Origin of the sequence: Candidatus Pelagibacter sp. (assembly GCF_052049975.1) — a bacterium.
Lineage (GTDB): Bacteria > Pseudomonadota > Alphaproteobacteria > Pelagibacterales > Pelagibacteraceae > Pelagibacter.
In genome coordinates this window covers 251,866-271,086 of the sequence record NZ_JBNGYZ010000002.1, presented here as the reverse complement: position 1 = coordinate 271,086, position 19,221 = coordinate 251,866, and the positions used below count along the sequence as shown (strand labels likewise).

Annotated in this window: 20 protein-coding genes; 13 read left to right on the top strand and 7 right to left on the bottom strand. The window is 25.9% G+C overall.

Annotated features, from left to right (window positions below):
• Positions 1–122: 122 nt before the first annotated feature.
• From rpsB to lpxB, 13 genes are read left to right on the top strand one after another with little or no spacing between them, the layout of a single operon-like run.
• Positions 123–926: a 30S ribosomal protein S2 gene (gene rpsB / locus ACTT9U_RS05195; RefSeq protein WP_440932113.1), complete on the top strand. Its 804-nt coding sequence runs from the start codon at positions 123–125 to the stop codon at positions 924–926.
• Between the two features lies 1 nt (position 927).
• The gene (gene tsf / locus ACTT9U_RS05190) at positions 928–1,779 is read left to right on the top strand and encodes a translation elongation factor Ts (RefSeq protein WP_440932112.1); all 852 of its coding nucleotides are present in this window, start codon (positions 928–930) and stop codon (positions 1,777–1,779) included.
• Complete coding sequence (gene frr / locus ACTT9U_RS05185; RefSeq protein ID WP_440932111.1) at positions 1,779–2,330, top strand: ribosome recycling factor; 552 nt, start codon at positions 1,779–1,781, stop codon at positions 2,328–2,330. Before tsf ends, frr begins: the two co-directional genes overlap by 1 nt.
• A complete protein-coding gene (uppS, locus tag ACTT9U_RS05180) occupies positions 2,327–3,007 on the top strand; it encodes a polyprenyl diphosphate synthase (RefSeq protein ID WP_440932110.1) in 681 nt (226 codons plus the stop codon). The genes frr and uppS overlap by 4 nt, the downstream gene beginning before the upstream one ends.
• Positions 3,004–3,669 (top strand): phosphatidate cytidylyltransferase, encoded by a 666-nt coding sequence (locus tag ACTT9U_RS05175; protein WP_440932109.1) that lies wholly within the window; start codon positions 3,004–3,006, stop codon positions 3,667–3,669. Before uppS ends, ACTT9U_RS05175 begins: the two co-directional genes overlap by 4 nt.
• Positions 3,669–4,832 carry a 1-deoxy-D-xylulose-5-phosphate reductoisomerase gene (locus ACTT9U_RS05170; protein WP_440932108.1) on the top strand — a complete coding sequence of 388 codons (1,164 nt, stop codon included), beginning with the start codon at positions 3,669–3,671 and terminating at the stop codon, positions 4,830–4,832. Before ACTT9U_RS05175 ends, ACTT9U_RS05170 begins: the two co-directional genes overlap by 1 nt.
• 55 nt (positions 4,833–4,887) lie before the next feature.
• Positions 4,888–7,080, top strand: coding sequence for an outer membrane protein assembly factor BamA (gene bamA, locus ACTT9U_RS05165; protein ID WP_440932107.1), 2,193 nt, complete (start codon positions 4,888–4,890; stop codon positions 7,078–7,080).
• Positions 7,080–7,607 (top strand): OmpH family outer membrane protein, encoded by a 528-nt coding sequence (locus ACTT9U_RS05160; RefSeq protein ID WP_440932106.1) that lies wholly within the window; start codon positions 7,080–7,082, stop codon positions 7,605–7,607. Before bamA ends, ACTT9U_RS05160 begins: the two co-directional genes overlap by 1 nt.
• A gap of 4 nt (positions 7,608–7,611) precedes the next feature.
• Entirely contained in the window at positions 7,612–8,064 is a 453-nt protein-coding gene (gene fabZ, locus ACTT9U_RS05155; protein ID WP_440932105.1) for a 3-hydroxyacyl-ACP dehydratase FabZ, read from the top strand.
• 53 nt (positions 8,065–8,117) lie between these two features.
• Entirely contained in the window at positions 8,118–9,095 is a 978-nt protein-coding gene (gene lpxD / locus ACTT9U_RS05150) for a UDP-3-O-(3-hydroxymyristoyl)glucosamine N-acyltransferase (RefSeq protein ID WP_440932104.1), read from the top strand.
• Positions 9,092–9,874, top strand: a complete 783-nt coding sequence (gene lpxA / locus ACTT9U_RS05145; protein WP_440932103.1) for an acyl-ACP--UDP-N-acetylglucosamine O-acyltransferase — start codon at positions 9,092–9,094, stop codon at positions 9,872–9,874. Before lpxD ends, lpxA begins: the two co-directional genes overlap by 4 nt.
• A complete protein-coding gene (gene lpxI / locus ACTT9U_RS05140; protein ID WP_440932102.1) occupies positions 9,874–10,665 on the top strand; it encodes a UDP-2,3-diacylglucosamine diphosphatase LpxI domain-containing protein in 792 nt (263 codons plus the stop codon). The genes lpxA and lpxI overlap by 1 nt, the downstream gene beginning before the upstream one ends.
• On the top strand, positions 10,662–11,795 hold the full coding sequence (gene lpxB / locus ACTT9U_RS05135; RefSeq protein ID WP_440932101.1) for a lipid-A-disaccharide synthase: 1,134 nt from the start codon (positions 10,662–10,664) through the stop codon (positions 11,793–11,795). The genes lpxI and lpxB overlap by 4 nt, the downstream gene beginning before the upstream one ends.
• Here the strand turns inward: lpxB and gltX are convergent.
• From gltX to ACTT9U_RS05100, 7 genes are all read right to left on the bottom strand, one after another.
• Complete coding sequence (gltX, locus tag ACTT9U_RS05130) at positions 11,778–13,175, bottom strand: glutamate--tRNA ligase (RefSeq protein ID WP_440932100.1); 1,398 nt, start codon at positions 13,173–13,175, stop codon at positions 11,778–11,780. The two genes, lpxB and gltX, sit on opposite strands and share 18 nt — an antisense overlap.
• Positions 13,176–13,197: 22 nt before the next feature.
• On the bottom strand, positions 13,198–13,875 hold the full coding sequence (lexA, locus tag ACTT9U_RS05125) for a transcriptional repressor LexA (RefSeq protein WP_440932099.1): 678 nt from the start codon (positions 13,873–13,875) through the stop codon (positions 13,198–13,200).
• An 89-nt stretch (positions 13,876–13,964) separates the two neighbouring features.
• Positions 13,965–14,756 (bottom strand): indole-3-glycerol phosphate synthase TrpC, encoded by a 792-nt coding sequence (locus tag ACTT9U_RS05120; RefSeq protein ID WP_440932098.1) that lies wholly within the window; start codon positions 14,754–14,756, stop codon positions 13,965–13,967.
• Positions 14,749–15,741 carry an anthranilate phosphoribosyltransferase gene (trpD, locus tag ACTT9U_RS05115; protein WP_440932097.1) on the bottom strand — a complete coding sequence of 331 codons (993 nt, stop codon included), beginning with the start codon at positions 15,739–15,741 and terminating at the stop codon, positions 14,749–14,751. The genes ACTT9U_RS05120 and trpD overlap by 8 nt, the downstream gene beginning before the upstream one ends.
• Positions 15,741–16,313 (bottom strand): anthranilate synthase component II, encoded by a 573-nt coding sequence (locus ACTT9U_RS05110; protein ID WP_440932096.1) that lies wholly within the window; start codon positions 16,311–16,313, stop codon positions 15,741–15,743. The genes trpD and ACTT9U_RS05110 overlap by 1 nt, the downstream gene beginning before the upstream one ends.
• Positions 16,313–17,773, bottom strand: a complete 1,461-nt coding sequence (trpE, locus tag ACTT9U_RS05105) for an anthranilate synthase component I (protein WP_440932095.1) — start codon at positions 17,771–17,773, stop codon at positions 16,313–16,315. Before trpE ends, ACTT9U_RS05110 begins: the two co-directional genes overlap by 1 nt.
• Positions 17,770–19,188, bottom strand: coding sequence for a SurA N-terminal domain-containing protein (locus ACTT9U_RS05100; protein WP_440932094.1), 1,419 nt, complete (start codon positions 19,186–19,188; stop codon positions 17,770–17,772). The genes trpE and ACTT9U_RS05100 overlap by 4 nt, the downstream gene beginning before the upstream one ends.
• Positions 19,189–19,221 lie beyond the last annotated feature (33 nt).

The window sequence follows — 19,221 nt, the reverse complement described above, 5'->3', positions numbered from 1 at the left end:
TCTCTTGTTTATTGAATAATTTATTGTATTAAAGCCTAAATTAACAATACGCACACAGTATTTGGTTTTATACCTCCGGTCCTTAAATGGAAATTACTGTGGTGGCTTAACCGGGAATAAATATGAAAATACCTAACTTATCTATACAACAATTATTAGAAGCTGGAGTTCACTTAGGTCATAAGACTTTAAGATGGAACCCCAAAATGAAAAAATATATTTTTGGAAAAAGAGATTCAATACACATTATTGATCTTACACAAACATTAGAATTAACAAAAGTTGCACTTGAAAAAGTTTATTCAACAATTGCAAATAATGGAAAGATTTTGTTTGTTTCTACAAAAAAACAAGCATCAGAAGCAATTGCAGAGGTTGCAAAAGATACAGATCAATATTTTGTGAATTACAGATGGCTAGGTGGAATGTTAACTAACTGGGGCACAATTTCAAACTCTATTAAAAAATTAAAAAAATTAGAGACTGATCTTGTATCTGAAAATAGAGGTTTCACAAAAAAAGAACTTCTAAAAATGAGTGTTAAAAAAGATAAATTACAAAGATCTTTAGGTGGAATTGCAGAAATGAAGAAAGTTCCAGATCTAGTTTTTATTATTGATACAAATTATGAGTCTTTAGCAATTCAAGAGTCCGTAAAATTAGGAATACCTATTATTGCTATTTTAGATAGTAATTCAAATCCAGACGGTATTGATTTTCCTATTCCTGGTAATGATGATGCTAGAAGATCAATAGATCTTTACTGCAATCTAATAAAAGAAACAATTAATAATGCGAAATCATCAATACATGTACAAGAAAAAACAACCACTGAAATTAAAAAAAATGAAAAAACTTTAGCCGAGCTAGATAGAGAAAAGCTTAATGAAAAGTTTGTGAAAGAAAAAAAGGAAAAGTTAAATTAATATGAGTGATATAGAAAAGGTAAAAAAACTAAGAGAAGCGACTGGAGCTGGTTTTAAAGATTGTAATTTAGCAATCAAAGAGTCTGCTGGTGATCTAGATAAAGCAATAGAAATCTTACGTGTAAAAGGTATTTCTAAAGCTTCAAAAAAAATGTCTAGAGATGCAAAAGAAGGTGTTGTTGCCGTTTCTGGTGATGAAAATAAAATTTCTGCAATTGAAGTTAATTGCGAAACAGATTTTGTTGCTAAAAATGACGATTTTATAAATTTTGTAAAAGAATTAAGTGAAATCAATAATGGAATAAATTCAAACATTGATGAACTAAATTCTTCAACTATGAAAAATGGTCAAACTGTATCTGACAATTTAGTTGCTTTAGTTGCAAAAATTGGAGAAAAAATTACTGTAGGTAAAGTAAAGACAATGCAGAATGATGGGGCAATTAACTTTCATTATTTACATACTGTTGTTAAAGACAATCTATCTAAACTAGCGGTTTTAGTTTCTTTAGAGACCTCAGATAAATCAGACACATTAAAAACATTTGGAAAACAATTATCAATGCATATAGCAGCTTCCAATCCTTTAGCTTTAGATTCAAATTCTTTAGATCAATCGATCATTGATAAAGAGCAAGAACTTGTTACAGAGGAATTAAAAAATTCTGGAAAACCAGAAGATATTGCTAAAAAAATTAGTATTGGAAAAATGAATAAATTTAAAGAAGAGAACTCTCTATTAACTCAAGCATGGGTAATGGAACCTAAGAAAAAAGTTCAAGACATCATTAAAGAATTAGGTATCTCTGATTTGAGAATTAAAGAATTTTCAAGAATAAAAATAGGTGAATAATGTTTGACGAAAAATCATATAGTTTAAAGATGGATAAAACTATTGATATTTTTGTTAAAGAGTTAGGATCTTTAAGAACTGGTAGAGCTAACGCATCTATGCTTGACCTAGTTAAAGTAGATGTCTATGGACAGCAAATGCCAATAAATCAACTTGCTAGTATTACAACACCAGAACCTAGAATGATAAACATTCAAGTATGGGATACTAATAATTTGCCACTAATTGATTCAGCAATTAAAAAATCAGAGTTAGGTTTAAATCCCCAAATAGACGGTCAATTAATAAGATTGCCTGTCCCAGAACTTAATGAAGAGAGAAGAACTGAATTAAAGAAAATGATCAAATCTATGGGTGAAAAATGCAAGGTATCTGTCAGAAATATCCGAAGAGAAGCTAATGAAGAATTAAAAAAACTTTTAAAGTCAAAAGATATTTCCGAAGACGAAGAAAAATCAAATGAAAAAAATATCCAAACAATTACTGACGACCATATAAAAATCGTTGATGAAAAAGTTTCATCTAAAGAAAAAGAAATAATGACAATATGAATCCCATTACACATGTTGCCATTATTATGGATGGAAATGGCAGGTGGGGTCTTAAATATAAGAATAATAGAAACTCAGGTCATAAAGCTGGTTTATTAACAGTTGAAAAAGTAATTAAAGAAACAGTAAAGCAAAAAATTAAGTTTTTAACTTTATACACATTCTCAACAGAAAATTGGAAAAGACCAGTTTATGAGATTAATTATTTATTCCAATTACTAGAGAACTTTTTAACAAAAAAAATAAATTTACTAATAAAAAATAAAATCAGATTAAAAATTATTGGCAACAAAAAAGCATTTACCAAAAAAACCAAAAAACTTTTAGATGTTGCAGAAAAAAAAACATTTATGAAAGATAATGTTTTACAAATTAATTTAGCACTAAATTATGGATCTAAAGATGAATTAATTAATGCAATTAAAAATTTGAGTAAAAGTAAATTAAATATTAATCATAAGAATTTAGAAAAATACCTTTATACCAACAAAATACCAGATCCTGATTTACTGATTAGGACTGGAAATACGAATAGATTGAGCAATTTTTTATTGTGGCAGATTGCATATACCGATATTTTCTTTGTTAAAAAATTATGGCCTGATTTTAATGAAAATGATTACACAAAAGTGTTAAATAAATTTAGAAAGTTAAAAAGAAATTTTGGACAAATATGAAAAATAAAGAACTATCAAAGAGAATTTTGACATCATCAATTTTAATTGCTTTATTAGTATTAATGCTAAATTATTCTTTCGTTTTAGTTGGTTCGCTGATATTGATTTTTGTTTTTACCTGGATTGAATTTAATGGCATGATAGATAAAATTATAAAAGATAAAAATTTCTCAATTAAAAAAAATATATTTCAATCTTTAATTTTTATTCATTTAATTTTTTTCTCAAAAATTATAATTGATGAACATATAGAAAACTTACCAAATATTAGCTGGTCGTTATTGTTTGTTATTATTATTTGTATCTTAACTGATATTGGTGGATTTATTTTTGGAAAAATATTTAAAGGTAAAAAACTTACAAAAATAAGTCCCAACAAAACATATGCTGGTGCAATTGGATCTTTGTTTTTGACATTAGTTTTTTCAATTATTTATAGCTTTTCACTTAGCTTAACAGATTTAAAAGTTATCATTTTTATATCAATTTTAATTTCTTTAATCTCACAAATTGGAGATTTGTTTATTTCTTATCTTAAAAGAAAAGCAAAACTAAAGGATACAGGGGACATATTACCTGGACATGGTGGAATTTTAGATAGAATAGATGGCATACTGTTTGCTGTTCCATCAGGAATTATTTTAATCAATTATTTTTATTAATGATAAGTGTTGGAATTTTGGGATCTACTGGATCAATAGGTAAATCATTAATTGATTTATTAAAAACCCATAAAAAAAAATATAAAATAACTTTTCTTTCAACTAATAAAAATATTAATGAATTATTAAAACAAAGAAAATTATTTAATGTTAAAAATTTAATTGTTACTAATAAAAAAGCTTTCGAAGAAATTTCTAAGAAAAATAAAAACAAAAATATTAAAATTTATAATAATTTTAGTTCTTTAGATTTAATCATAAAAAATAAAATCGACTACATTATGAGTGCAATTACAGGTATTGATGGATTAATTCCTACAGTTTTATCAATTAAAAAAACAAAAAAAATTGCTATAGCAAATAAGGAGTCAATTATTTGTGCTTGGCCAATAATAAAAAAAAATTTAAAAAAATTTAAAACTGAATTTGTGCCAGTTGACTCTGAACATTTTTCAATCTGGTCATTGTTAAATAAAACAAATAAAAAAAATACAATTATTGATAAAATTTATATTACTGCATCAGGTGGTCCATTTAGAAATTTACCTTTAAGTAAATTCAAATTAATTAAAAAAAGAGATGCTTTAAAACATCCTAACTGGTCAATGGGTTCCAAAATAACAATAGACTCAGCTACAATGATGAACAAGGTTTTTGAAGTTATGGAAGCTAGAAATATTTTTGATCTTGATTTAACAAGAATTAAAATCTTATTACATGAAAAGTCTTATATACATGCATTTATAAAATTTAAAAATGGTCTTATAAAATTTCTTGCACATGAACCAGATATGAAAATTCCAATTGCTAACACTTTTGACAATCATAATTATATTCAAACAAATGCTAACATTAATTTAGAAACTCTAAATAATTTAAAATTAAAAAAAATAGATATCAAAAGATATCCTATATCGAAAACTTTATCTTTAATTGGAAATAAAACTTCTTTATTTGACACAATAATTATTACAGCAAATGATCAATTAGTAGAAAAATTTCTTAAAAATGAGATTAGTTTTCAGCAAATACATAAATTTTTTTTTAGAATAATTAATTTGAAAGAATTTTCAAAATATAAGAAAAAAAACCCTAGAAATATTAACGATATTTTGAAATTAAGAGAATTAGTAAGTTTTAAAATTCAAAGTAAAGGTATATAAGAATTCTTTTAACATGAAATTTTTAAGTATTGTATGCTCAGTATTTTTTCTGGTGATGTCATCATACTCTATGGCATTAGAAAAAATTGTTATAGATGGCAACAAAAGACTTTCAGATGAAACAATAAAAATTTACGGCAAAATCAATAATTATAAAGATTACGATAACTCAACTCTTAATGTTATTTTAAATAATTTATATGAAACCGGTTTTTTTGAAAATGTAAAAATTTCTTTTGATAATGCTATCCTTAAAATCTCGGTTATTGAAAATGCAATAATTGAAAACATTGAGATTAATGGAGTTAGAAATGAAGAATTTAGAGAAAATCTTCTAGAAAACATGACTTTAAAAAATAGATCTTCTTATAATGATGAAATATTCAAATCTGATATAGACCTAGTAAACAATATTCTTAAATCAAACGGTTTTTATTTTTCAAAAATAAAAACATCGATCCAAAAAAATGACGAACAAAACTCTGTTCAATTAATTTATGATATTGAATTAGGTGAAAGAGCATTAATTGGTAAAATAGAGTTTATTGGTAATAAAAAGTTTAAAGATAAAAAACTAAGAGAAGCAATTATATCTGAAGAAGCAAAGTTTTGGAAATTTTTATCTAATAATAAATTTCTTAATGAAGAAAGAATAAATCTAGACAAAAGATTATTGGTAAATTTTTATAAAAATAGAGGTTACTATGATGTTGAAGTTATAAATTCTTTTGTTGAATTTGATGATAATAATTATTTTAAATTAATTTTTAACGTAGAATCTGGTCAAAGATTTACTTTCAATAATATTAATATTGATATTCCATCTGATTATAATCCAGATGATTTTGAAGAAATAAAACTAAAATTATCAAATCTTAAAGGAAAAACATATTCTTTAGACAAGGTTGAAAAAATTTTAGATGAAATTGATAAAGTTGCATTATCCAGAAGATATGAATTTATCAATGCTGAAGTTGAAGAAAATATTATTGGTAATAAACTTGATATGATCTTCTCATTTAAAAACAGTAAAAAACTTTATGTAGAGAAAATAAATATTTTAGGAAATAATTTTACTTATGAAGAAGTGCTGAGAAATTCCTTGCTAGTAGATGAAGGTGATCCATTTAATGAAATTTTATTCAACAAATCTATAAATAATTTAAAAGCAAGAAACTTATTTAAAACTGTTGATAAAGATATAAAAGATGGCTCTTCACCAGACCAAAAAATTATAGATATTGTTGTTGAAGAAAAACCCACAGGTGAAATTTCTTTGGGTGCAGGAACTGGTACCTCAGGCTCAAGTATTGGTGGTGGTTTAAAAGAAAATAATTTTTTAGGTAAAGGTATTTCATTAGACTCAAGCCTTACATTAAGCGACACTTCAGTCAAAGGTCAATTCATTTATTCAAGGCCTAATTTCATGTATTCTGACAATACTTTATTTACATCTGTAACAGCTACGACCACTGATAATTTGAAAAATTTTGGTTACAAAACTAGCAACCTTGGAACATCTGTGGGAACTAAATTTGAGCAATATGAAAATTTTTATTTTTCTCCAGCATTTTCAATATCTCAAGAGAAACTTGAAACTACAAGTAAAGCTTCTGCAAACTTAAAAAAACAAGAAGGCAGTTATACTGATGCATACTTCAACTATAACGTTGATTATGATTTAAGAAATAGAAGATACAGAGCTTCTGAAGGTCATAGAACTGTATTTGCACAAGAACTTCCCATGTTGTCTGACAATATGGAAATTATTAATACATTAGAATCAAGTAAATACTATGAACCTTTACCTGAGATGAATACTAAATTTAGTTTATATCTAAAATCAGCACATAGTTTGAATAATGAAGATGTCAGAGTTTCAAAGAGACTTTATATACCATCATCACGGTTAAGAGGTTTTGAGTATAAGAAAGTTGGTCCTAAAGATGGTAATGATTATGTAGGTGGAAATTATATTACAACAGCAAACTTTGCAACTGCTTTACCTCAATTATTCCCAACTTTAGAATCATTAGACTTTACATACTTTGTTGATGCCGCAAATGTTTGGGGTATGGATTATAACAGCTCATTTGATGATAAAAGTAAAATTAGAACCTCAACAGGATTAGCGATGGACATGCTTACACCTATTGGACCATTAAGTTTTTCATTTGCAAAACCAATTACAAAACATAAATCTGACCAAACTGAATCATTTAGATTTAATATTGGAACCACTTTTTAATGAAAAAAAGTTTTTTTATTTTTTTTTTATTTGTTAATTTCTTTTTATCAGAAATTGCTTTTTCTAACGAAAAAATAGTTTTCATTGATATTGATTTAATTATTAATACATCAAAAGCTGGAAAAGATGTTAATACTCAAATGCAAAAAGTTGTTAATGAAAAAAACAAGATTTTCAAAGAGCAAGAAACAAAACTTATTGAAAAAGAACAAAAATTAATATCTCAAAAGAATTTGTTAAAGGAAGAAGAATTCAAAGTAAAAATTAATTCATTCAAAAAAGAATATAACGAATATATAAATAAAAAAAAGAAAACTTTACAAAATTTAGATAAAGCAAACAAAGAGGCTAAATTAAAAATCTATGATATTTTAAAACAATTATTAGCTGAATATTCATCAAAGAATGATATTTCAATGATTGTAGATAAGAAAAATGTTATAATTGGAAATAAAAAATTTGAAATAACAAATTTAATTTTGGATGAATTAAATAACAAAATTAAAAATGTAAAACTTAATTTATAATTTTATGGATAAAGTAAGATTAAATAAACAAGATATAATTGAATTACTCCCACATCGTGAACCAATGTTATTAATTGATGAATTAATTAATATAAAAAAACTTCATTCCGCAACTGCCATTATGAATGTGAAAAAGGATGGTTTTTATGTTCAAGGTCATTTTCCTGGCAATCCAGTTATGCCAGGAGTTTTAATAGTAGAAGCATTTGGTCAGGCAGCAGCAGCACTTACAGCTGCTGGTATTGATAAAAAAGAATATGAAAATAAATTAGTTTTTCTAATGAGTGTAGAAAAGGCCCGATTTAGAAATCCTGTTATACCTAATTGTAAATTAGAATTAAATATAGAGGCAATAAGATCTCATGGTAGAGTTTGGAAATATAAAGGTGAAGCATTTGTTTCTGGAAAAAAAATGGCTGATGCCCAATGGTCTGCCACCATTGTTGATCGAAAATAATTAGTAACATTTCTTGATAAGACTTAAACTTTTTATTTGATAATAAGTTTCTAATGTCTAATCCTTTTTTTAAAAATCATGGACCACTAAAGATTAATGAAATATTTGATGTTAATAAATTAAATTTAGATGAAATCAAAGATAATCAGGTCAATGATGTAAAAGATTTAACTTCTGCCAAAGAAAATGATTTAACTTTTTTCCACAATAAAAATTATTCAAAATTAGCATCTCAAACAAAAGCAACTTATTGTGTAACATTACAAAACTTAGTTTCATCTCTTCCTACTTCATGTAACCCAATTGTTGTTCAAAACGTCTTGTTTAGTATGGCAGAAATTACAAAAAAATTTTATCCAACTTCAGTAACAGATGATTTTGATGAAAATGTCTTAAGTATAGAAAATACAGAGCACAAACATAATGTTAAATTTGGTAAAAATGTTTTAGTAGGTAAAAATATAACAATAGGAAATAATTGTAAAATTGGTCATAATTCAATAATAGAAAGCAATGTAATAATTGGTGATGATTGCTCTATTGGATCAAATGTTATTTTAAGAAATACATTTGTTAAAAATAATGTCAGTATCTTAGATGGAGCTATTATTGGAAAAAAAGGGTTTGGTTTTTTTCCAAATAAAGAAAATAATTTAAAATATCCTCATATTGGAATTGTTATAATTGAAGATAATTGCGAAATCGGTTGTGGAGCAACTATTGATAGAGGATCAATGTCTAATACTATTATTGGTAAAAACACATATATAGATAATCAAGTTCATATCGCACATAATAACAAAATTGGAAATAATTGTATTATTGCTGGTCAAGTTGGTTTTGCAGGAAGTTCTTCTCTAGGTGATAATGTTATGATAGGAGGCCAAGCAGGAGTGTCTGGACATTTAAAGATTGGAAACAATGTCCAAATTGGCGGTGGTAGTGGTGTAATCAATGATATTCCGGATAATTCAAAAATAATGGGTTATCCTGCAACAAGTTTGAGAAATTTTTTAAAAGGAAAAAAATGATACATGACACAGCAATAATAGATTCAAATGCAAAAATAGGAAATAATGTTGAGATTGGACCTTATTGTGTAATTGGTTCAGGAGTTCATTTAGGCAATAATAATAAATTATATTCTCATGTAAATATTTCTGGAAATACGAAAATTGGTGAAGGAAATGTTTTTTATCCATTTTGTTCAATAGGAAATAATCCTCAAGATCTAAAATATAATGGTGAGAAAACAGAATTAATTATTGGAAACAACAATAAGATAAGAGAGTATGTCACAATACATCCAGGCACAGTTGGTGGAGGAGGTAAAACAATTATAGGTAATAGTTGTCTATTTATGATTTCTTCACACATTGCACATGACTGTATTATTGGAAATAACGTAATTTTGGCAAACAATGTTCCAATAGGAGGACATGCAGAGATAGGCGATCATGTAGTTATTGGAGGTAATTCTGCTGTACAACAATTTACAAGAATTGGAAAAATGGCAATGATTGGAGGAATGACTGGTGTTTTAAATGATGTAATTCCATATGGTTTGTCTATTGGCAATAGAAATTATCTACAAGGTTTAAATTTGATTGGCTTGAGAAGAAAAAATATAGCTAATAAAGATATTTTGGAATTAAGTGAGGCTTATAAGGAAATATTTAAAACTGATAAACTTACAGAAAATTTATCAAATCTTAATGTATCATTTCAAAAAAATGAATTAGTTAAGGATGTAGTTAATTTTATAAATAAGGATAAAAAAAGACCAATTTGTTCACCATTTAGTAAATAATGTTAGGCTTAATATTTGGAGAGACTCAATTTCCAAAAGAAATTCTAAAAAAAATAAAAAAACTAAAGATTAATTTTTTTATAATTGATCTTTCCACAAATAGAATTTTTAAAAAAGAAAAGAATGTAAATTATGTTTCTCTTGGTCAATTCGGAAAAATAATAGAAATCATCAAATCTTATAGGTGTAAAAGAATAATCTTTGCTGGAAAAGTAAAAAAACCTAATTTTTCCTCATTAAAATTAGATTTAAAAGGGGTTTATTACATTCCAAAAATAATTAAAGCAGCAAAAAAAGGTGATGCAGCAATATTAAAAGAAATTATTCAAATATTGTCTAAAGAAAAAATTAAAGTTTTAAAATCAAACTATTACAACCCTGAACTTACTTTAAAAAAAGGTATTTATACCAAAATAAAACCTACAAAAGAAAATTTAAACTCCATTAAACATGGAGTTAAAATTTTGAATAAACAAAATTCCTTTGATCACATTCAAGGTTTAATAATTGATAAAAATAACAAATTTTATAAAGAGGGACGAGGTGGGACTAAAAAGTTAATATACTCTATTAAAAAACACAAAGATTTAGAAAATATTTTAATAAAGTTTCCCAAAAAAAAACAAGATTTAAGAATTGATCTACCAACTATTGGAATTGATACACTAAAAGATTGTAAGAAAATTTTTATAAAAGGAATTATCTTAAAATCTAATGCTAATATTTTTATAGATAAAAAAAAAAGTATTAATTTTGCAAATAAAAATAAAATTTTTATAAAAGTTATATGAAAAAAATATTTATACTAACCGGGGAAACTTCAGGAGACAAATTAGCCTCAAAGGTTATTTCAAAAATTAAAGAAAAATATAATGATATAGAATATCTTTCAGTAGGGGGAAGCTATTTAAACTCACTTGGCATAAGATCTATTTTTAATCTTAAAGAAATAACTTACATTGGTTTTACTAGTGTAATTTTAAACTTATTTAAAATTAAAAAAAAAATTGATTATACAGTAGATGAAATAATAAAATTTAATCCTGACATCTTATTTAGTGTTGATAGTCCTGATTTTACATTACGGGTTGCAGAAAGAATTAAAAAGATTAATCCTAAAATTAAAACAATACATTATGTGGCTCCACAAGTTTGGGTATGGAGAGAAGGTAGAATAAAGAAATTTAAAAACTTTTTAGATCATATATTGCTATTATTTAACTTTGAAAAAAAATATTTTGATAAAGAAAATATTAATAATACTTTTGTTGGTCACCCATTAGTTGAAAAACAAAATTTTCAAAAAACAGATATTTCAAATTTAATTGATACTAGTAAAAAAATTATATCAGTTTTTCCTGGCAGTAGATTGTCAGAATTAAAGCTATTATTACCTATATTAATCAAATCTATAAAATTAATATCAAATAGATTTAAAAATTTACAATTTATATTTCATTCAACTTTAGAAAAAAAAGATTTTATTAAAAATTTTATTTCTAAATATAATATTGAAAATATTGATATTATCTCTGATGATAAAATAAAAGATCAAATTTTATCTAAATCAATTTTTGCAATAAGTAAATCTGGAACTATATCATTAGAAATTTGTAGTCATAAAATTCCATCTATCATAATTTATAAAATGAACTTTATAAATTTTATGATTGTAAAATTTTTAGTGAAAATCAGATTTGCAAATATCATTAACATTATCAATGATAGAGAAATTATTCCTGAACTAATTCAAAAAGAGTGTAATCCTGATGAAATTTATAAATCAGTTACTTATCTTTTAAAAAATCCTGATTTGATGAAAAAACAAATCGAACAATGTCAAAAAACTTTGGATGAAATAAAATCTAAAACTTCCAGTGCTGACGAGGCTACTAAAGTAGTCTTAAGTTATCTTGTTTGATAATCTATTTAAAACCTCAGCTTTTCCAAGTGATATTAATATATCATATATACCAGGACCAAATTTTGAACCCGTAAGAATAAGTCTAAGTGGCTGACCCACACCTTTAAAATTAGTGTTGTGATTAGCTATTAAGTCATTCACTATTGGTTCAAGTTTATCTCTTTCAAATTCACTTAAATTTTCAATTTTATTGCTAAATTCTTTAATTATTTTTTTTGCTGTTTCGTCTAAAATTTTTAGATCTTCTTGAGCTATCGAAACTTTATTAATAATTATATATTTTAAATTATTGAATATATCTTCTAACGTTTTGGCTTTATTTTTCAAAAAAGATAGAGATGATTTAATATTGTCTTTTTTTTCTTCAGGAATTTTTTCTTTATATTCTTCACAATAGTTAATTAAATTTTCATATAAGAAATTTTCATCAAGTGTTTTAATATAGTGTTCATTCATCGACAAAATTCTACTCATATCAAGTTTTGATGGTGATTTACCTATTCCTTCAAAATTAAAATATTTAATACTTTCTTCTTTCGTAAATATTTCCTTATCTTTATAAGACCAGCCTAATCTAAGTAAGTAATTTCTTAAAGCATCTGGAATAATTCCGATTTTAGAATAATCATCTAACGTTGAAGCATTATCTCTTTTTGATAGTTTTTTTCCATCAATAGTGTGTATCAATGGTATATGTGCAAATTGAGGAACCTTCCAATCCATTGCTAGATATATTTGTATTTGTTTAAATGTATTTATCTTATGATCATCACCTCTAATAATATGTGTCATGTTCATATTATGATCATCCACCGTAGCAGAAAGATTATAAGTTGGTGTGCCATCATTTCTTAAAATAACAAAATCTTCAATTGTATTATTTTCTATTTCAACATCCCCTTGAACTAAATCTTTCAGAATTGATGTACCTTCAATTTTGCTTTTAAATCTTATAACTGGTTTTATATCTTTAGGAGCATCTTTCTCATCTATATCTCTCCATTTTCTATTATAAATATAAGGAATTTTTTTTTGTCTTGCTCTTTCTTTTTGTTCTTCTATTTCTTCATTAGAACAATAGCATTTATATGCAAAACCTTTTTTTAAAAGTTCATTAGCTATTTCAATGTGATTATTAATCTGTTTAGATTGAATATATTCATCACCATCATGTTCTACACCTATCCATTTAAGAGAACTTATAATTTGATTTTTAAATTCTTCTTTTGATCTTTCTTTATCTGTATCTTCAATTCTTAAATAAAATTTTCCACCTTGGTTTTTTGAATATAACCAATTAAATAAAGCTGTTCTCACACCACCAATATGCAAAGGCCCAGTAGGGGATGGAGCAAATCTTGTTGCTACTTTTGACATTAAATGTGTTTAGACTATTTTTTTAGAAGTTTCTATATAAAGATACCAGCACACCTTGGACTTTTACTCTGTCTGGACCAAAAATCTTTGTTTCGTAATTTCTATTTGCACTCTCTAAAGCAACAACTTTGCCTTTTCTTCTAATTCTTTTTAACATTGCTTCATGATCATCTATTAAAGCAACAACTATTTTACCATTATCAGCAGTGTCTGTTCTTCTAATAATTACCGTATCACCTTCATTGATACCAGCTTCAATCATCGAGTCACCTTGAACTTTAAGTCCAAAATAATCACCATTTTTTTGCAAATTATTTGGTAATGGAATTCTTGAAACTTCATTTTGAATAGCTTCTACTGGAGTACCCGCTGCAATTTTACCTAATACTGGAACTTCCACATCATCAGATTTAACCACTTCTTCATCTAATCCACCTTTAATTACACTAGGTGAAAAGCTGTTATAAATATCGTTTGCAGATGCAGTTTCCGGAAGTTTCACAACTTCTAATGCTCTTGCTTTATGAGCAAGTCTTTTAATAAATCCTCTTTCTTCTAAAGCGCTAATTAATCTATGTATGCCAGATTTCGACTTCAGGTTGAGAGATTGTTTCATTTCTTCGTAAGAAGGCGAAACACCTGAACTTCTCAACTTCTTGTTGATAAATAATAGTAAGTTTTTTTGTTTTTTTGTTAGCATAAGAACAAATATCGTACAAACAATGTTCTATAAAAGTTCTTTATAATTCTCAATAGTAAAAAAAGTGAGTAAAATAGGGATTTATTTAACTACAAAATTGAAAAAATTGAATTTTTTTCCAAATCTTTCAAAAGTGATTCACCAATTAAAAAAGTTTTAATCTTTGTTTTATTTTCAAGATCTAAAACTTCATCTTTTGTTTTAATTCCGCTCTCTGAAATCAAAGGTTCTTTATGGTCCTTAAGCACATCATGAATAGCATAGGTTGTATTTATATCTGTTTTTAAAGTTTTTAAGTTTCTATTATTAATTCCAATTAAAGCTTCTTTAAAATGTAATGCTTTTTTTGCTTCTTCAACTGTATGAACTTCAACAATAACAGACATGTTATATCTTAAAGCTTCTTCATATAAGTCATAAGCTAAATCATCACTAACACCAGCAAGTATGATTAAAATAGCATCAGCGCCATAGCTTTTTGCTAGTGGTATTTGAAATTTATCAATGAAAAAATCTTTACAAAGAATTGGTAAATTAAACTTATCTTTAATTTTACTGATATGAATTAAATTTCCTAAAAAAAATTCTTCCTCAGTTAAAACAGATAAACAAGTTGCTTTCTTTTCATAATAGATTTTAGCAATATCAACAGGATTGTAATTGTCAATAATTACACCAGCTGATGGACTTGCTTTTTTAATTTCAGCAATAAGTGATGTTTTATTTTCTTGGATATTTGATTTTATTTTTCCTTTAAAATCAATATAACTTTTATTTTGTTCAATAAGTTTTGCAAGGTCTTCAATTTTTGTAGTTTTCTTTATTTCATCAACTCTCTTAATTTTTTTAGAGATTATTTTTTCCAGTATGTTTTCAGACATTTTGTATCTTTTTTAAATGATCAAAAGCTTTTTTAGATAGGATATGTTCTCGAGCACTCTTATAAGCGTCATTAAAATTAGAAAATTTTTCACTCACCATCAATCCAGCAGCTGCATTTAAACATACTGCTTTTGAAAAGTCATTATCTTCACCTTGAAGTATATCTATTATTTTTTTTGAATTAAATTTAGCATCATCACCAACTAAGTTTTCAAATTTACCTGCATTGACACCAATTTTTTTTGGATCAATTGTAATTTTTGTTATTTCACCATTTTTAAGTTGCGCAACATTTGTTATAGCATATGGGGATATTTCATCTAATCCATCTTCACTGTTTACAATCCAAGCAAATTTAATTCCTAAATTTTTTAAACCATTTGCAAATATTTCTAAAAGTTTTTTATCAAATACCCCAACTACTTGTCTTTGAACAAGAGCAGGGCTACTTAAAGGTCCAATCATATTAAAGATAGTCCTTTTTCCTATTTTTTTTCTCGTTGGCCCAACATATTTCATTGCGCTATGATAGTTTGGTGCAAACATAAAACCAAAGTTATTGTTATTGATTGAATTTTCTATTTCATTAGGCTCTAAATCAATTCTAATTTTCAGTTCTTCAAGTACATCACCAGATCCACATTTAGAAGAAACAGCTTTGTTACCATGTTTTGCAACTTTGATATCCATACTTGCTAATAATAAAGCTGATGCAGTTGAGATATTTAAAGTATTCATTCCATCTCCACCTGTTCCACATGTATCTACACAATCTTCAACATTCACTCTTTTAGATTTTTCTCTTAAAACAAATACACCTCCAGCTATTTCATCTGCAGTTTCACCTTTCTCAGATAATAGTGTTAAAAAATCATAAATTTCATCATCTTTTGCATTACCTGACATCAATATGTTAAATACTGATTTACTTTCTTCAAAAGTAAGATTTTGTTTCTGTTTAATTTTTTCTAAAAATTCTTTCATTAGTTTTTATAATTTATAAAGTTTTTTAATATTTTCATTCCAACGTTAGTTTTAATACTTTCAGGATGGAATTGTACACCGTGAATATTGTACTTTTTGTGTTGAATTCCCATGATTATTCCATCGTCTGTTTCAGCTGTAATTACTAAATCTTTGCTTATATTTTTTTTATCAACTATTAAACTATGATACCTAGTAGCTTCAAACTTATTAGGAATATTTTTAAAAATACCTATCTTTTTTGATATGATTTTACTTGTTTTTCCATGCATCAATTTTTTAGCCTGAACAATCTTACTTCCAAAAGCTTGTCCTATAGTTTGGTGGCCTAGACAAACACCAAATATTGGTAATTTTTCTTTTAGATCTTTCACTATTCTTAAACAATTTCCTGCCTGGTTAGGATTACCTGGACCCGGAGATATTACAATTTTTTGATATCGATTTTTTAATATTTCTTTAGATGTAATTTCATCATTTCTAATTACATCCACCTTAGTCTTAAGCGATGAAAGATAATGATAGAGATTAAATGTAAAACTATCGTAATTATCTATTAATAATATTTTCATTATCTTAATGCGTTTATTAAAGCTTTAGCTTTATTTACTGTTTCTTCATATTCTTTAATTGGTTTACTATCAGCAACTATTCCAGCGCCTGCTTGAACATAAAATTTATTCTTTTTAGCAACAGCTGTTCTTAATGCGATACAAGTATCAAATTCACCATTAGCAGAAAAGTATCCTATACCACCAGCGTATACTTTTCTTTTAGTAGTTTCTAATTCGTCTATTATCTCCATAGCTCTTATTTTTGGTGCCCCAGAAACAGTTCCAGCAGGAAAACCAGCTAGAAGAGATTTAAATTTTGAGAATTTTTTATCATATTTACCAATTACATTAGATACTATGTGCATTACATGAGAGTATCTCTCTATTATAAAGCTTTCTGTAACTTTAACTGTGTTTATTTTTGAAACTTTACCCGCATCATTTCTACCTAAATCTAATAACATTAAATGTTCAGATAATTCTTTTTTATCTTTTAATAGATCTTTTTCAAAAAACTTATCCTCTTTAACAGTTTTACCTCTTGGTCTAGTTCCCGCTATAGGTCTGACTGTTATATTTCCATCTCTTAATCTAACTAAGATTTCAGGACTTGCTCCAATAATTTGAAAGTCACTAAAATTAAAATAAAACATAAATGGAGAAGGGTTTGTTATTCTTAATTTCTTATAAATTTCTAATGGTTTTTTTGTAAGGTTTGCTTCAAATCTTTGGCTTAAGACTACTTGAAAAATGTCACCAATTTTAATGTATTCTTTTGCTTTATTAACCATGCTTAAAAAACGTTTTTTAGGAGTATTGGATTTTACTTTAACAACTTGATTTGATTTAATATTTGAGTCTTGTTCAATAGAAATAGAAGATTGATAAATAATTTGATCTAATTGAGATTTAATTTCATCAAATTTTTTTTGATAATTTGAAATTTTTTCATCTTTAAAAACATTAATAATATAATGAATTTTTTTTTTAAGGTTATCATGAATGATTAATGTTCTAGGTCTTAGCAATCTTACATCTGGTAAGTTTAAATCGTTCTTACATTTATCTGGAATACGTTCAATGTATCTGATTGAGTCGTATGAAAAATATCCAGATATTAATGAACATATTGGAGGAAGGTTTTTAGGTGTTTCAAATTTAAATTCCTCAATAACATTTTCTAATATCTTGTTTGGTTTACCTTTAAGTTTTGTTTTTTTATTATCTTTTATCAGGTAAGAATGATTGCCATTGAACTCCCAAATTTTATCAGGATTTTTTCCAAAGATTGTGTACCGGCCTCTTATTTTACCTTTTTCAACAGACTCGAAAATAAAACTATTTTTTTCTTTAAGAAAACTATTAATTAGATTTAAAATAACTTTGTCATCTTTGACATTTTTAGAGGTAAAGATTACTTGATTTTTTTTGCTTCTGTGTCGAAACTTAAAATCCTTGAAGCTTCGGTTAATTATCATTTGAAATAATTTTTAACTCTTTCCAAAGTCTTTTGATTAATATCTACAGTGTATTTATTGTTCAAGAAAGTATCATAAGATTGTAAGATATTTTTTCTATCATTAGATAATTGAGTAGTTACAAAAGATTTATATTCAGGACTTTCATAATCTATCATTTCATCTGAAAGGCTTTCATTTTTAGATAGATAAATATTATTCTTATCATCATTTACTAAAGTAAAAGATCCAATTGGAAGGGAGTATAAAACTCTTACTGAATTAATATTAAATTTTTTATTATCTTTAAATGAATTAAGAGTAACACTCTCTATTAAACTATTACCTAACTCATCAAATTTAGCTTGATCAAATGATTTATCATTTATTTCTTCTAAAATTTTTCTATTGAAATCAAACTTATTTTTTTCAAATACTAGCTTCTGCATTTCCGAATAAGATTGCTCATTATTTAAATCAGGTGATTTTGAAGTGATATTTTCTATATTGTAAAAAATATAGTCGTTATTGTTTTCTATTAAGCCAGTTGCATCAGATTTTGCGTTAAAAATTTTGTCTTCAATTTCTTTTCTATTTTCAGTAAGTGAAAAATCTTTTACAGAAGTAGTTTGCAACTCTAAATCTGCAATTATAGAACTGAAAGATACATTTTTTGATATTTCATTTTCAATTAAGTCAATCTTGTCAAAAAAAGCTTGATTAAATTCATCAACTCCAACTAAATTTTTAGGATTGATTAGTACATAACTAAAATCAATATGTTCTTTTTTTAATTGATCTTTATTTTCTTCAACAAAATTTTCGATCTCTTCTTTTGTGACTTCAGCCTCAGTTTTATAAAGTGTTTTTAATGGAAAAAACTTAACTGTTAATTTGTTATTTTGTTCTTTAAAATTTTTATCTATCAAAAACTTCGGGGTGATTGTACCAGCACCAATGTAGTCAAATAAGTGTTTTTGTTTTTCTCTATCTCTTAATGCAATCTCAAAACCTGGAGCAGTCATGTTGTTAGTTAATAAAAACTTTTCATACTCTGTTCTTTGAAAAGAACCATTTTCATCTAGAAAAGTTTTGTTATTTTTAATTTTTTTTGTAAGTGTTTTTTCTGAAACGATTATGTCAAAATCTTTAATTTCAAGATCTAATAAAGTTGTTGATACCAATGTAGATAGTAATTCTTCAATTACTCCTTGGTTCATTCTCTCTTGAAGAGTTTTTCTAGATACTCCTGATGAGTTTAAATAATCAATAAAATCCTGTGTTGAAACATTTGTTTTATTAATCTTTGCAATATTATTAGTGTTACCACTATTAAACATGCTGCCCATTCCCCAAAATACAAATGGAATGATAATAATAAAAACTAATACTCCAGCTAATTTAGTTTTGGCAAAATTTCTTAAACTTCCAATCATGTCTTTATATATTTATTGATCTATAAAAAACAA

What these genes read in the sequence shown, in the direction of transcription:
- lpxA (WP_440932103.1), top strand. Translation starts at nt 9,092, where the DNA reads ATGATACATGACACAGCAATAATAGATTCAAATGCAAAAATAGGAAAT.
- lpxB (WP_440932101.1), top strand. Translation starts at nt 10,662, where the DNA reads ATGAAAAAAATATTTATACTAACCGGGGAAACTTCAGGAGACAAATTA.
- ACTT9U_RS05110 (WP_440932096.1), bottom strand. Translation starts at nt 16,313, where the DNA reads ATGAAAATATTATTAATAGATAATTACGATAGTTTTACATTTAATCTC.
- tsf (WP_440932112.1), top strand. Translation starts at nt 928, where the DNA reads ATGAGTGATATAGAAAAGGTAAAAAAACTAAGAGAAGCGACTGGAGCT.
- ACTT9U_RS05160 (WP_440932106.1), top strand. Translation starts at nt 7,080, where the DNA reads ATGAAAAAAAGTTTTTTTATTTTTTTTTTATTTGTTAATTTCTTTTTA.
- ACTT9U_RS05120 (WP_440932098.1), bottom strand. Translation starts at nt 14,756, where the DNA reads ATGTCTGAAAACATACTGGAAAAAATAATCTCTAAAAAAATTAAGAGA.
- ACTT9U_RS05100 (WP_440932094.1), bottom strand. Translation starts at nt 19,188, where the DNA reads ATGATTGGAAGTTTAAGAAATTTTGCCAAAACTAAATTAGCTGGAGTA.
- gltX (WP_440932100.1), bottom strand. Translation starts at nt 13,175, where the DNA reads ATGTCAAAAGTAGCAACAAGATTTGCTCCATCCCCTACTGGGCCTTTG.
- uppS (WP_440932110.1), top strand. Translation starts at nt 2,327, where the DNA reads ATGAATCCCATTACACATGTTGCCATTATTATGGATGGAAATGGCAGG.
- lexA (WP_440932099.1), bottom strand. Translation starts at nt 13,875, where the DNA reads ATGCTAACAAAAAAACAAAAAAACTTACTATTATTTATCAACAAGAAG.
- ACTT9U_RS05170 (WP_440932108.1), top strand. Translation starts at nt 3,669, where the DNA reads ATGATAAGTGTTGGAATTTTGGGATCTACTGGATCAATAGGTAAATCA.
- ACTT9U_RS05175 (WP_440932109.1), top strand. Translation starts at nt 3,004, where the DNA reads ATGAAAAATAAAGAACTATCAAAGAGAATTTTGACATCATCAATTTTA.
- trpD (WP_440932097.1), bottom strand. Translation starts at nt 15,741, where the DNA reads ATGAAAGAATTTTTAGAAAAAATTAAACAGAAACAAAATCTTACTTTT.
- frr (WP_440932111.1), top strand. Translation starts at nt 1,779, where the DNA reads ATGTTTGACGAAAAATCATATAGTTTAAAGATGGATAAAACTATTGAT.
- rpsB (WP_440932113.1), top strand. Translation starts at nt 123, where the DNA reads ATGAAAATACCTAACTTATCTATACAACAATTATTAGAAGCTGGAGTT.
- lpxD (WP_440932104.1), top strand. Translation starts at nt 8,118, where the DNA reads ATGTCTAATCCTTTTTTTAAAAATCATGGACCACTAAAGATTAATGAA.
- fabZ (WP_440932105.1), top strand. Translation starts at nt 7,612, where the DNA reads ATGGATAAAGTAAGATTAAATAAACAAGATATAATTGAATTACTCCCA.
- bamA (WP_440932107.1), top strand. Translation starts at nt 4,888, where the DNA reads ATGTCATCATACTCTATGGCATTAGAAAAAATTGTTATAGATGGCAAC.
- trpE (WP_440932095.1), bottom strand. Translation starts at nt 17,773, where the DNA reads ATGATAATTAACCGAAGCTTCAAGGATTTTAAGTTTCGACACAGAAGC.
- lpxI (WP_440932102.1), top strand. Translation starts at nt 9,874, where the DNA reads ATGTTAGGCTTAATATTTGGAGAGACTCAATTTCCAAAAGAAATTCTA.